The organism is Pseudomonas ogarae, from assembly GCF_014268695.2.
Taxonomy (GTDB): Bacteria; Pseudomonadota; Gammaproteobacteria; order Pseudomonadales; family Pseudomonadaceae; genus Aquipseudomonas; species Aquipseudomonas kilonensis.
The window spans coordinates 1,233,653-1,247,096 of record NZ_CP077086.1; the positions used below are offsets into that span (position 1 = coordinate 1,233,653).

The following is a 13,444-nucleotide window of genomic DNA, read 5'->3' on the forward strand; positions in this document are numbered from 1 at the left end:
GGTCCGATCACGGCATACTGGCGGCATTCACCGCCGTCATCGAAGGAACCTGTATGCAGTTGGACTCCGCGAGCGGTTGGTGCGAGGGGGTGCGTCATTGCCCATCGCCCAACTTCAATGCGCGCCCGGAAGGCGAAATCTCCCTGCTGGTGATCCACAACATCAGCCTGCCACCGGCACAGTTCGCCACGGGCAAGGTGCAGGAATTCTTCCAGAATCGTCTGGATGTCACGGAACATCCCTACTTTATCGGTATCGCCGACCTGCGCGTTTCTGCGCATTTTCTGATCGAGCGTGACGGCGCCGTGACCCAGTTTGTCTCTTGTCTGGATCGCGCGTGGCATGCGGGCGTCTCGTGCTTCGAGGGGCGTGAGACCTGTAACGATTTTTCCCTGGGCATCGAGCTTGAGGGCACGGATGATCTGCCGTTCACTAACGCGCAATATGTCGCATTGGTGGACCTGACCCGGCAGTTGCAAGCGGCGTTCAAGGCGATCACTGTGCAGCGTATCTGCGGGCACAGCGACATCGCACCGGGGCGCAAGACCGATCCGGGACCGGCATTTGACTGGGCGCGCTATCGTGCGGCCCTGACCGAAGGGGAAGGACAATGAGTTTTCTGGTGTTGCTGCTGGCCGTCTGGATCGAGAAGTTCTCGGCCTTGCGCCAGCGGGTCCAGCGTGACGGCGGTTGGCTGCACGAGCTGAACAAGCTTGAGGCGAGCCCGCGTTGGGTCAGCCGACCCTGGCTGGTGCTGACGCTGATGGTGGTGCTGCCCGTGGCGCTGCTGGCGTTGCTTTTGTGGGTGCTGGAGCCGGTGGCCTATGGTCTGCTGGCGCTGCCGGTGCATTTGCTGGTGGTGATCTACAGCCTGGGGCGTGGTGATCTGCTGGCCGGCCTCGGGCCGTTTCGCGACGCGTGGCGTCGGGAAGACCTGCAAGCGGCGGCCCATGTCGCCAAGCGCGACCTGGACATTGAAGCCGATGACGGTGAGCAGTTGCTGGAGCGGGTCCAGAGGCATTTGTTGTGGCAGGCCTACCAGAGCTTTTTCGCGGTGATTTTCTGGTACTTCCTGTTGGGCCCGGTCGCCGCCCTGAGTTATCGACTGCTGGCGCTGGCCGCCGAGCACAGCCAGAACCCCGGCGTGGCCGAGCGAGCTGCACAAATGCGCCATGCCTTCGATTGGGTGCCGGTGCGGTTGCTGGCGGCGAGCTTCGCCCTGGTGGGCAATTTCGTCGCGGTCAGCCGGGTCATGCTGCATGAGCTGCTGAACTGGAACATCAGCGCCGCCGCCCTCATCGACAAGGTCGGCCTGGTGGCGGGCGAGATCCCCCGGCCCGTCGCCGGGCCGGACGGCATCAACAGCCTGGACCGTCTCTGGGAATTGTTGCTGCGTGCGGCGGTGCTCTGGTATGCCGGGTTTGCGTTGTGGACGGTGTTGGCCTGAGAACAACCAACACATTTCCTTGTGGCGAGGGATTCTGTGGGAAAGGTTTTGTGGGAGCAAGGCTTGCCCGCGATACAAGCGATGCGGTCTTTCAGAAATCGAGGCGCCTGCATCGCGGGCAAGCCTTGCTCCAACAACGCCTTGCTCCCACAGATAAATCCCCTCGCCACAGCTGAACCGTGTCAGTCCTTCTCGTTAACCTTAAGTTACAAATCTCCCCGCCGATTTAGGCTATACAGGGACAGCGCCCGAATAGTGGCTTTCTGCTGTCTCCGTGCGCGAGCTCATAACAATAAGAACACTACCGGGAGACTTCCTTGTGAAGAGTTTGCTCTGGCCCGCCGTCGCGCTGATGAACCGCCTGAGCTTCGGCATGAAGTTCAGCCTGATCAGCGTGCTGTTCCTGCTGCCCATGCTGGTGACCAACTTCTTTCTGGTGCGCGAGTCCTATCGGGAATTTCTGGGCACCCAAGTGGAGCTGCAAAGCCTCGACCTGCTGGGCAGCAGCCTGACCCTGCGCCGGGACCTGGAAACCCTCAATAACCTGGTGCAGATCAACGCCAGCCTGGGCCAATCCGGCAAGGCCGGTGATGTCGAAGCGAAGATCGGCAGCCTGGAACAACAGGTCCTCGCACGGCTGCAAGGCATGACGGCCATGGCCATCGAGCCTGAGCAGGTCAGTGCCTTCGAGGCCAAGCGCGACGAGATGATCGGTGCTTTCAAGGTCCAGCAGGCCGAAAGCTCCCTGCAGAGCAAAAGTGCGCTGATCGGCAAGTTGCTCAACAGCGCCCAGATGTTCGGCCAGATCATCGCCAGCCAGGCGGGGCTGAGCCGCGACAACCAGAGCGACATCCGCCAGCTCAGTGAGCTGATCATCGGCACGACCCCCAAGGTCACCCAGATTCTCGGTGAAGGCCGGGCGCTGGGCGCGTCCTCATTGGGGCTGGGGTTTCTCAACTCGGCGTCGAGCACCCGCTTCGACGAGTTGCTGGCGCAGATCGAAAAGCTCCAGGGCGAGTACGACTTGAAACTGCAGGACGCCCTCGGCTCCAGCCAGGCGGCTGGACAGGCACTGGCCGCCCAGGCCAACGGCAGCAAGAGTGCCCTCAAGAAGGCCTCGGAACTGATCGAGGAGCAGGTGGTGATGGCCGACACCCTCGATGCGCCCTGGCCGGCATTCTTTGAGCAGGTCGGCGGCCTGATGGAGCAGACCTATCGGCTGAACGAGGCGACCCAGGGCTTTCTTGGTGTGCAGTTGCAGCAGCGTTTGGAGCAGAACCGCAGCCACATGGTGCTGCAAGCCGTGGCGCTGGTGCTGGTGTTCCTGTTGATTTTTTACCTGTACGCCGGTTTCTACGCCTCGACCCGCACTACGCTCCAGCATTTGGGCCAGATGATGGACAAGGTGGCGGCGGGGGACATGACGGTCAATTTTGTTGCCCGCAGCAAAGACGAACTGGGTGAGCTGGGTGAAGTGTTCAACGGTACGGTGGCGAAGATCCATGACCTGATCGAACAGGTCGGCCGCACCGTCGCCGAAGTCGAACGCCAGGCCGGGCAGGTGGAAACGGTATCGGCCCAGAGCAACCAGGCCGTCGCCGGCCAGCGCAGCCAGATCGAACTGGTGGCCACGGCGATGAACCAGATGTCGGCCACGGCCCAGGAAGTGGCCCGCAGCGCCGCTGCCGCCGTGAGCAGCGCCCACAGCGTGAACGACGAAACCCTCAGTGGGCGCGGGTTGGTGGAGTCCCAGCAGGGCAGTATCGCCCGCTTGGCCAGCGAGATCGATCAGTCGGTGCAGGTGATCAATCAACTGGCGACCGACAGCCAGGCCATCAGTCGCGTGCTGGATGTGATCAAGAGCATCGCCGAGCAGACCAATCTGCTGGCCCTCAACGCCGCCATCGAAGCGGCCCGGGCCGGTGAACAGGGGCGCGGCTTTGCGGTGGTGGCCGATGAGGTGCGGACCCTGGCCAAGCGAACCCAGCAATCGACCGAAGAAATCGAAGCGATGATCACCCGCCTGCACGGTGGTGTCGGCGCCGCGGTCAAGGCGATGGGCACTAGCCATGAGATGGCCAGCGGCACGGTCAGCCAATCGGAAAAGGTCCAGCAGGCCCTGGAAAATATCCTCGGTGCCGTCGGCATGATCGTCGACCAGAACCAGCAGATCGCCGCCGCGGTAGAGCAGCAGACGGCGGTGGCCCATGACATCGACCAGAACATCGTCGAGATCAACCGCGCTGGCGAACGCACCGCCGAAGGTGCCCATCAGACCGAAGACGCCAGCCGTGCACTGTCCGCCCAGGTGGTGCAGCTCAAGCAGTTGATCAATGCGTTTCGGGTGTGATTGCCGCTGATTCACCGCAGGTTCAGTGTGGGAGCGAGCTTGGTGGGAGCAAGGCTTGCCCGCGATGAAAACACTGCGGTCTCTTGAGTGCTGCGGTGCCTGGATCGCGAGCAAGCCTTGCTCCCACCAAGCTCGCTCCCACAGGTTTTTTTACCAGTTGAACAGTTGGCGGGCATTGGTGGTACTGGCCTCGGCCAAGCGTTCCGGGCTGATCGCCATGATGCCCGCCAGCGCCTCACAAATCGCCGGCAAATGCGCCGGGCTGTTACGTTGGCCGGGGAACATCGCCGGGGCCATGTCCGGGGAATCGGTTTCCAGCACCACCGCGTCCAGCGGCAATTTCGCCAGCACCCGGTGCATGCGCAAGGCCTGGGGCCAAGTCGCGGCACCGCCCAGACCGAGTTTGAAGCCGAGCTTGATGTATTCGCGGGCCTCTTCGAAACTGCCGGCGAAGGCGTGGATGATCCCGGCGCGTTTGGGCCCCATGCGCTTTAGGGTCGCGATCACGTCGGCATGGCTGCGGCGCACGTGGATCAGCGCCGGCAGTTCGAACTCCACTGCCAGTTGCAGTTGTGCTTCAAACAGCGCCTGCTGGCGTTCGCGGTCCAGGGTGGGGATGTAGTAATCCAGGCCGATTTCCCCCACGGCACACAATTGCCGATGCCCGGCCAGGCGGCTCAACCACTCGCGTAGCTGCGCCACGTCGTCGGGCCGATGCTGATCGAGATACACCGGGTGCAGGCCCAGTGCGGCATGCAGGTCCGGGTCGCTTTGCACCAGGTCCCAGACCCGCTGCCAGTTGTCCCGGTACACGCCCAGTATCACCATTTGCCGCACGCCCAAGGCGCGGCTTTCCGCCAGCAGCGCCGGGCGGTCCGCGTCAAAATCTGGAAAATCCAGGTGGGTGTGGGTGTCGATCAACTCCATGGATCAATCCTGAACAAGCGTCAGCCTTGGTGAATACGCTGCTTGAATGTCCGCGCGATGGCCTGCACGCCTGGCTGGTAGTCATTGTTTTCGATGGCCGCCAGGGCCAGTTCCAGGGCTTTGTCGGCGATCAGTTGGTGCTGCTGGGACATGGCATTGACCGGCAGGGGCAGGAAATCCAGCAACTGCGTGTCACCAAACGTACCCAGGCGCAACGGCCGCGACTTGAGCGGGAAATCGTGCAGGGCGTCGAACACCCCTTGCAGCAGCACGTAGGACGTGGTGATCAGCGCGTCGGGCAGATGCCCCAGGCGCGCGAGCATTTCCTCCATCAACTGGCGGCCGCATTCACGGCTGAACGACTCGCCATGCTCGATCAGCACCTGGCCCTCGAACCCGGCCAAGGCCTCGCGAAAGCCTGCGGCCCGTTCCTGGCTGATGCTCAGCTCGGGACGGGCGCTGATCAGCGCGATTTGTCGAGGGTGGGTCTCCAACAGGCTGCGGGTCAATTGCAGGCTGGCCTGGCGGTCGTCGCTGATCACCGAGCAGAAATGCGCCGGCTCCATCACCCGGTCGATGGCGATGATCGGAATGCCCTTGGCCTGCAACTGCTGGTAACTGTCGTCGCCGGCCGGCAGGCAACTGGCGACGATCAGCGCATCGCAGCGGCGGGCGCGGAACAACTGCAACAGTTGCCGTTCGCTGTCGGGGGCGTCGTCGGAACTGGCGATCAGCAACTGGTAGCCCCGCGCCCGTGCCCCTTGCTCCAGCAACTTGGCGATGCGTGCGTAACTGGGGTTTTCCAAGTCTGGCAGGATGAAGCCCAGGGTGCGGGTGTGGCGACTGCGCAGCCCGGCGGCCTGGGGATTGGGCGTGAAGCCGTGTTCCAGGACCACCGCCCGCACCCGTTCGACGGTAGCGCTGCTGATGCGTTGCTGTTCGGCCTTGCCGTTGATGACGTAACTGGCGGTGGTCACGGACACACCGGCTAGTTGGGCAATATCACTGAGTTTCAACCCGGTTTTCCTTGTTTTTTCGAGTTAGCCCCGACGATAAGGGCCATCCTACCCGATTCAAGCCGACGGTCACCGTCCAAGCGCTTACGACAAGTTGCACTTCAAGGATGAGAGATTATCGAGTAACGTGCCAATCTTTCTAGATTAAACGTTTCAGCAAGCGTATTTTCAAGGCTAGCAGGATTTTTGGCCCTTCTGCCGTGATCACGCCAAAAATCATCCTGCAACGCTAAGCTGATTCATTCAAAACAATACCTGGCGCCAACCGGACGCCAAAAAGGAGAAAGCATGCTCGAGCTCACTCTAGAGCAGATATCCATGGCGCAGACCGCTGTGGATAAAGACGCTGCACTGCAACTGCTCGCCGACAAACTGGTGGCCGATGGCTTGGTGGCCGAGGGTTACCTCGCCGGCTTGCAGGCTCGCGAAGCCCAGGGCTCGACCTTTCTTGGCCAAGGTATTGCCATCCCCCACGGCACCCCGCAGACCCGCGAGCTGGTTCATTCGACCGGCGTGCGCCTGCTGCAATTCCCCGAGGGCGTGGACTGGGGCGATGGTCAGATCGTCTACCTGGCGATTGGCATCGCGGCCAAGTCCGACGAACACCTGCGCCTGCTGCAACTGCTGACCCGCGCCCTCGGCGAGACGGACCTGGGCCAGGCCCTGCGCCGTGCCAGTTCCGCCGAAGCCTTGCTGAAGCTGCTGCAAGGCGCGCCGCAGGAACTGGCCCTGGATGCCCAGATGATCGGCCTCGGTGTGTCGGCTGACGATTTTGAAGAATTGGTATGGCGCGGCGCTCGCCTGCTGCGCCAGGCCGATTGCGTGAGCAACGGCTTTGCCGGGGTGTTGCAACAAGTCGATGCGCTGCCCCTGGGCGATGGCTTGTGGTGGCTGCACAGTGAACAGACCGTCAAGCGTCCGGGCCTGGCGTTCGTCACGCCGGACAAGCCCATCCGTTACCTGGGTCAACCGTTGAGCGGGCTGTTCTGCCTCGCCAGCCTCGGCGAAGCTCACCAGGCCTTGCTGGAAAGGCTTTGCGCCTTGCTGATCGAAGGCCGCGGCCACGAACTGGGTCGCGCCACCAGCAGCCGCAAAGTGCTGGAGGTGCTCGGCGGCGAATTGCCCGCCGACTGGCCCAGCGCGCGCATCGGCCTGGCCAATGCCCATGGTCTGCATGCCCGTCCGGCGAAGATCCTTGCCCAGTTGGCGAAAAGCTTCGAAGGCGAGATCCGCGTGCGCATTGTCGACGGCCAGGACAGCGCCGTGTCGGCCAAGAGCCTGAGCAAGCTGTTGAGCCTGGGCGCCCGTCGCGGCCAGGTCCTGGAGTTCATCGCCGAGCCGAGCATTGCCGCCGATGCGTTGCCGGCGCTGCTGGCGGCCATCGAAGAAGGCCTTGGCGAAGAAGTCGAACCGCTGCCGCCGCCGAGTGCGCCGCGGGAAACCGTGATAGCCGAAGTGGCGACTGTCGTGTTGGCGCCCGAATCTGGCAGCCTGATCCAGGCCGTCGCCGCCGCACCGGGCATCGCCATCGGCCCGGCCCACATCCAGGTATTGCAGGCCATCGACTACCCGTTGCGCGGTGAATCGGCGGCCATCGAGCGCGAACGCCTGCAAAACGCCTTGAACCAGGTGCGCCGCGATATCCAAGGCCTGATTGAACGCGCCAAGGCCAAGGCCATCCGCGAGATATTCATCACCCACCAGGAAATGCTCGACGACCCGGAGCTGAGCGACGAAGTCGACACTCGCTTGAAGCTGGGCGAGAGTGCGCAAGCGGCGTGGATGGGGGTGGTTGAAGCCGCCGCGAAAGAACAGGAAGCCTTGCAGGACGCCTTGCTGGCCGAACGGGCCGCCGATCTGCGAGACGTCGGCCGTCGGGTGCTGGCGCAACTGTGCGGCGTCGAAACCCCGAACGAACCCGATCAACCCTACATCCTGGTGATGGACGAAGTCGGCCCGTCCGACGTCGCCCGCCTGGACCCGACGCGGGTGGCGGGGATCCTCACCGCCCGTGGCGGCGCCACCGCCCACAGCGCCATTGTCGCCCGGGCCCTGGGCATTCCGGCGCTGGTGGGCGCCGGTGCGGCGGTATTGTTGCTGGCGCCGGGCACGTCCTTGCTGCTGGATGGCCAGCGCGGTCGCCTGCACGTGGACCCTGACGTTGCCACCTTGCAACGGGCTGCTGAAGAGCGCGACACCCGCGAGCAGCGCCTCAAGGTGGCCGCCGAGCAGCGTCACGAACCGGCGGTGACCCGTGACGGTCATGCCGTGGAAGTGTTCGCCAACATTGGCGAAAGCGCCGGCGTCGCCAGCGCGGTGGAGCAGGGCGCCGAAGGCATTGGCCTGTTGCGCACCGAACTGATTTTCATGGCCCACACCCAGGCGCCGGATGAAGCGACTCAGGAAGCCGAATACCGCAAGGTGCTCGACGGCCTGGCCGGTCGACCGCTGGTGGTGCGTACGCTGGATGTTGGCGGTGACAAGCCGCTGCCATACTGGCCGATCGCGAAAGAAGAAAACCCGTTCCTCGGCGTGCGTGGCATCCGCCTGACCTTGCAGCGTCCGCAGGTCATGGAAGCGCAACTGCGGGCCTTGTTGCGTTCGGCGGACAGCCGTCCGCTGCGGATCATGTTCCCGATGGTGGGCAGCGTCGATGAGTGGCGCCAGGCCCGGGACATGACCGAGCGCCTGCGCCGGGAAATCCCCGTGGCAGACCTGCAACTGGGGATCATGATCGAAGTGCCGTCCGCCGCATTGCTGGCGCCGGTGCTCGCCAAGGAAGTCGACTTCTTCAGCGTCGGCACCAACGACCTGACGCAATACACCCTGGCGATCGACCGTGGTCATCCGACCCTTTCGGCCCAGGCCGATGGCTTGCACCCGGCGGTGCTGCAACTGATCGACATCACTGTGCGCGCCGCCCATGCCCATGGCAAATGGGTCGGTGTGTGTGGCGAACTGGCGGCCGACCCACTGGCGGTGCCGGTGCTGGTGGGCCTGGGCGTGGACGAACTGAGTGTCTCGGCCCGCAGCATTGCCGAGGTCAAGGCGCGGGTCCGCGAGTTGAGCCTGGCGCAAGTACAAACCCTGGCCCAAGAGGCCTTGGCCGTGGGCAGCGCCGATGACGTGCGCGCATTAGTGGAGGCGCTGTAATGGCGAAGATTCTTACCCTGACCCTCAACCCGGCGCTCGACCTCACGGTGGAGTTGGCGCGCCTGGAGCCGGGCCAGGTCAACCGCAGCGACGGCATGCACGCCCACGCCGCCGGCAAGGGCGTGAACGTGGCCCAGGTGTTGGCCGATCTCGGCCATACGCTGACGGTCAGTGGTTTTCTGGGCGAAGACAATGCCCAGGTGTTCGAGACGCTGTTTGCCCAGCGTGGTTTTGTCGATGCATTTATCCGTGTTCCCGGCGAAACCCGTAGCAATATCAAACTGGCTGAGCAGGACGGACGCATCACTGACCTCAACGGCCCGGGCCCGGTGGTTGATGAAGCCGCACAGCACGCCTTGCTGGCGCGCCTTGAGCAAATCGCCCCCGGTCACGACGTGGTTGTGGTGGCGGGCAGCTTGCCCCGGGGTGTCAGCCCGCAGTGGTTGCAGGCCTTGATCACGCGCTTGAAAACACTCGGCCTGAACGTGGCCCTCGACACCAGTGGCGAAGCCTTGCGTGTCGCCCTGGCGGCGGGGCCGTGGCTGATCAAGCCGAACACCGAAGAACTGGCCGATGCGCTGGGTTGTGAGGTGGTGAGCGAATTGGCCCAGGCGCAAGCGGCGCAGCGCCTGCATGCCCAGGGCGTCGAGCATGTGGTGATTTCCCACGGTGCCGACGGCGTGAACTGGTTCAGTGTCGGTACGGCGCTGCATGCCTCGCCACCCAAGGTCAGCGTCGCCAGCACCGTGGGCGCCGGGGATTCGCTGCTGGCGGGCATGCTGCACGGCCTGCTCAGCGCCGACACCCCGGAACAGACGTTGCGCACCGCCACGGCCATCGCTGCCATGGCGGTCACGCAGATCGGTTTTGGCATCCACGACACCGCGTTGCTGGCGTCGCTTGAACAGGGCGTGCGCGTGCGCCCCCTGACAGAACAATAAGAGGGTTAGCAAGAATGAAACTAGCCATTGTGACGGCCTGCCCGAACGGCATGGTTACCAGTGTGTTGTGCGCCCGCCTGCTGGACGCTGCGGCGCAGCGCCAGGGTTGGAGTACCAGTGTCGAAGTCCATGACGCGGCCCATCCGGAGCGCCAGTTGTCGGCCGCGACCCTCGAAGCGGCCGAGTGGGTGTTGCTGGTCGCCAGCGGCCCGGTGGACCTGTCGCGGTTTGTTGGCAAGCGGGTGTTCCGCAGCACACCGGCCCTGGCTCTCCAGGACGTTGATGCGGTGCTGCGTCGTGGCGCCGAAGAAGCTGAGGTTCTGGGCGAGGCCGACGTGTTCGCGCAAGAGCCGGCGACGTCGACCGAGCGCGCTCCACGCCTGGTTGCGATCACGGCTTGCCCGACCGGCGTTGCACACACCTTCATGGCCGCCGAAGCCTTGCAGCAGGCGGCGGCGCGCTTGGGTTACGACCTGAAGATCGAAACCCAAGGCTCGGTGGGCGCGCGCAATCCGTTGAGCCCCGAGGCAATCGCCGAGGCCGATGTGGTACTGCTGGCGACTGATATCGAAGTTGCCACCGAACGTTTTGCCGGCAAGAAAATTTATCGTTGTGGCACCGGCATTGCCTTGAAACAGGCCGAAGCCACGCTGAAAAAAGCCTTGGCCGAAGGGCGGCAGGAAAGCGCGGCGAGTGGCGCCGCCTCGGGGCCGGCGAAAGCGGAAAAAAGCGGTGCCTATAAGCACCTGCTGACGGGCGTATCGTTCATGTTGCCGATGGTGGTGGCCGGTGGTTTGATGATCGCCTTGTCGTTCGTGTTCGGTATCGAGGCCTTCAAGGAACCTGGAACCCTGGCAGCCGCGCTGATGCAGATCGGCGGCGAAACCGCGTTCAAATTGATGGTGCCGCTGCTGGCCGGCTACATCGCCTATTCCATCGCCGACCGGCCAGGCCTGGCGCCAGGCATGATCGGCGGGTTGCTGGCGAGCACCCTCGGCGCCGGCTTCATTGGCGGGATCATCGCCGGTTTCCTGGCCGGTTACACGGCCAAGGCGATCAACCGCTATGCGCGTTTGCCCCAGAGCCTGGAAGCGCTCAAGCCGATCCTGATCATTCCGCTGCTGGCGAGCCTGTTCACCGGCCTGGTGATGATCTACATCGTCGGTAAACCGGTGGCGGGGATGCTCGACGCCCTGACCCACTTCCTCGACAGCATGGGCACCACCAATGCGATTCTGCTGGGCGTGTTGCTGGGGGCGATGATGTGCGTCGACCTCGGTGGGCCGATCAACAAGGCTGCCTACGCGTTTTCGGTGGGGCTGCTGGCTTCCCAGAGTTATGCACCGATGGCCGCGGCCATGGCCGCCGGCATGGTGCCGCCGATTGGCCTGGGCATCGCCACCTTCATCGCCCGGCGCAAATTCGCCCAGACCGAGCGCGAGGCCGGTAAAGCCGCGCTGGTGCTGGGGCTGTGCTTCATCTCTGAAGGCGCGATCCCGTTCGCGGCCAAGGATCCGCTGCGGGTGATCCCGGCCAGCATTGCCGGCGGCGCGCTGACCGGTGCGCTGTCGATGTACTTCGGCTGCAAGCTCATGGCCCCCCACGGCGGCCTGTTCGTGATGCTGATCCCCAACGCCATCAACCATGCGCTGTTGTACCTGCTGGCGATCGTGGCGGGGAGCCTGCTGACTGGGGTGGCGTATGCGCTGCTCAAGCGGCCTGAGGTGGTAGAGATGGCGTTGGAGCCGGCAAAAGCCTGACCAACCCTGTTCTCCCCTGTGGGAGCGAGCTTGCTCGCGATAGCGGTGTATCAGTCGACAAATAGGTTGCCTGACACCCTGCCATCGCGAGCAAGCTCGCTCCCACAGTGGTTTTGGGGTGGTCATAAAATTCCTGTCACACCCACTTCACAGAGCCATGCTTAAGTTTTCCCATTTCAAGGGAGAACACCATGAGCGAATTCGACCTGGGCCGTCGTCGTGTGATGCAAGCCGTGGGGGCGGGGTTGTTGTTGCCGGGGCTGGCGCCGGCGGTGATGGCTTCGGTCAAGGATCGGCCGGTGCTCACCGACGGTGTGCAGTCGGGCGACTTGCAGGGCGACCGGGCGATGATCTGGAGCCGCAGCGACCGTCCGGCGCGGATGGTGGTGGAGTGGGACACCCGCAGCACGTTCAGCAATCCGCGCCGCTTCGTCTCGCCCATGGCCGACGCCCGCAGCGATTTCACCGCCCGGGTCGAACTCACCGGGCTGCCCCGCGACCAGGCAATTTTCTACCGAGTGCATTTCGAAGACGCCCAGAGCGGTGTCGCCAGCGAACCCTGGCTCGGCCACCTGCGCAGCGTGCCACAGTTCAAGCGCAACATCCGGTTTGTCTGGAGTGGTGACACCGTCGGCCAGGGCTTCGGCATCAACCCGGACATCGGCGGCATGCGCATCTACGAAGCCATGCGCCTGCGCCTGCCGGATTTTTTTATCCACAGCGGCGACACCATCTACGCCGACGGCCCGGTGCCGGCGCAAATCACCGCTGAGGGTGGACGCGTCTGGCGCAACCTCACCACCGAAGCCAAGAGCAAGGTTGCCGAGACCCTGGATGAGTATCGCGGCAACTATCGCTACAACCTGATGGACGAAAACGTCCGTCGCTTCAATGCCGAAGTGCCGCAGATCTGGCAGTGGGACGACCATGAGGTGGTCAACAACTGGTCGCCGGGCAAGCAACTGGACGAGCGCTACCAGACCAAGGATATCCACAGCCTTGTGGGGCGCGCGCGACAGGCCTGGCTGGAATACGCGCCGATGCGCTTGCAGAAGGCTGACGGCGGTGGACGGATCTACCGCAAGCTCGGTTACGGGCCGCTGCTGGATGTGTTCGTGCTGGACATGCGCAGCTACCGCGAAGCCAACGACGCCAACCTCGGCGCGGCCAAACCGTTCCTGGGGCGTGAGCAGTTGAATTGGCTCAAGCGCGAATTGAAGCAATCCCGTGCCCAGTGGAAAGTCATCGCCGCCGACATGCCCATTGGCCTGGGTGTGCCGGATGGCGAAGTCAGCCCCGGCGTGCCGCGCTGGGAAGCTGTCGCCAACGGTGACCCGGGCGCGGCCCAGGGGCGTGAACTGGAGGTCGCCGAACTGCTCGGCTACCTGCGCAAGCATCAGGTGCGCAACTACGTCTGGCTCACCGCCGACGTCCACTATTGCGCCGCCCATCACTACCACCCCGAACACGCCGCGTTCCAGGATTTCGAACCATTCTGGGAGTTCGTCGCCGGGCCATTGAATGCCGGCAGCTTCGGGCCCAATGCCCTGGACAAGACCTTCGGCCCGGAAGTGGTGTTCCAGAAAGCGCCCCCGGCCCAGAACACCTCGCCGTTCGCCGGGTATCAGTTCTTTGGCGAGGTGAACATCGACGGGCAGAGCGGGGAGATGAGCGTGGTGTTGCGGGACCTGGAAGGCGTGGCGGTGTTCGAGAAGAAGTTGCAGCCGGTTTGACTGTCAGTCGGGCCAGGAACCTCTGTGGGAAAAGCCACTGTGGGAGCAAAGCTTGCTCGCGATAACGGTATATCTGTCTAGAAGTGGCTGACTGACAGTTCGCCATCGCGAGCAAGC

The 13,444-nt window shown here is 63.8% G+C and carries 9 protein-coding genes; 7 read left to right on the plus strand and 2 right to left on the minus strand.

Annotated features, from left to right (window positions below; genetic code table 11):
* The first annotated feature begins 53 nt into the window (after window positions 1-53).
* The 3 genes from ampD (at window position 54) to HU749_RS29555 (ending at window position 3,797) form a co-directional block, all read left to right on the plus strand.
* On the plus strand, window positions 54-614 hold the full coding sequence (ampD, locus tag HU749_RS05230) for a 1,6-anhydro-N-acetylmuramyl-L-alanine amidase AmpD (protein WP_186650570.1): 561 nt from the start codon (window positions 54-56) through the stop codon (window positions 612-614).
* The gene (gene ampE, locus HU749_RS05235) at window positions 611-1,447 is read left to right on the plus strand and encodes a regulatory signaling modulator protein AmpE (protein WP_186650572.1); all 837 of its coding nucleotides are present in this window, start codon (window positions 611-613) and stop codon (window positions 1,445-1,447) included. Before ampD ends, ampE begins: the two co-directional genes overlap by 4 nt.
* A 1,645-nt stretch (window positions 1,448-3,092) precedes the next feature.
* Window positions 3,093-3,797: a methyl-accepting chemotaxis protein gene (locus HU749_RS29555; protein WP_373419640.1), complete on the plus strand. Its 705-nt coding sequence runs from the start codon at window positions 3,093-3,095 to the stop codon at window positions 3,795-3,797.
* A gap of 150 nt (window positions 3,798-3,947) precedes the next feature.
* On the opposite strand, the gene HU749_RS05245 is transcribed toward HU749_RS29555, so the two are convergent.
* Entirely contained in the window at window positions 3,948-4,724 is a 777-nt protein-coding gene (locus HU749_RS05245) for a TatD family hydrolase (protein WP_186650576.1), read from the minus strand.
* Window positions 4,725-4,744: 20 nt separating this feature from the next.
* Window positions 4,745-5,740 (minus strand): catabolite repressor/activator, encoded by a 996-nt coding sequence (cra, locus tag HU749_RS05250; RefSeq protein WP_186650579.1) that lies wholly within the window; start codon window positions 5,738-5,740, stop codon window positions 4,745-4,747.
* Window positions 5,741-6,028: 288 nt separating this feature from the next.
* Here cra and ptsP point away from each other — a divergent pair, with 288 nt between their 5' ends.
* The 4 genes from ptsP to HU749_RS05270 all read left to right on the plus strand — a co-directional run bounded on the left by ptsP (window position 6,029) and on the right by HU749_RS05270 (window position 13,327).
* Window positions 6,029-8,893, plus strand: a complete 2,865-nt coding sequence (gene ptsP / locus HU749_RS05255; RefSeq protein WP_186650581.1) for a phosphoenolpyruvate--protein phosphotransferase — start codon at window positions 6,029-6,031, stop codon at window positions 8,891-8,893.
* Entirely contained in the window at window positions 8,893-9,834 is a 942-nt protein-coding gene (gene pfkB / locus HU749_RS05260) for a 1-phosphofructokinase (protein WP_018612826.1), read from the plus strand. The genes ptsP and pfkB overlap by 1 nt, the downstream gene beginning before the upstream one ends.
* Before the next feature lie 14 nt (window positions 9,835-9,848).
* Window positions 9,849-11,594, plus strand: coding sequence for a PTS fructose-like transporter subunit IIB (locus tag HU749_RS05265; RefSeq protein WP_041475727.1), 1,746 nt, complete (start codon window positions 9,849-9,851; stop codon window positions 11,592-11,594).
* Window positions 11,595-11,785: 191 nt separating this feature from the next.
* Window positions 11,786-13,327, plus strand: a complete 1,542-nt coding sequence (locus tag HU749_RS05270) for an alkaline phosphatase D family protein (RefSeq protein WP_095974218.1) — start codon at window positions 11,786-11,788, stop codon at window positions 13,325-13,327.
* Window positions 13,328-13,444 lie beyond the last annotated feature (117 nt).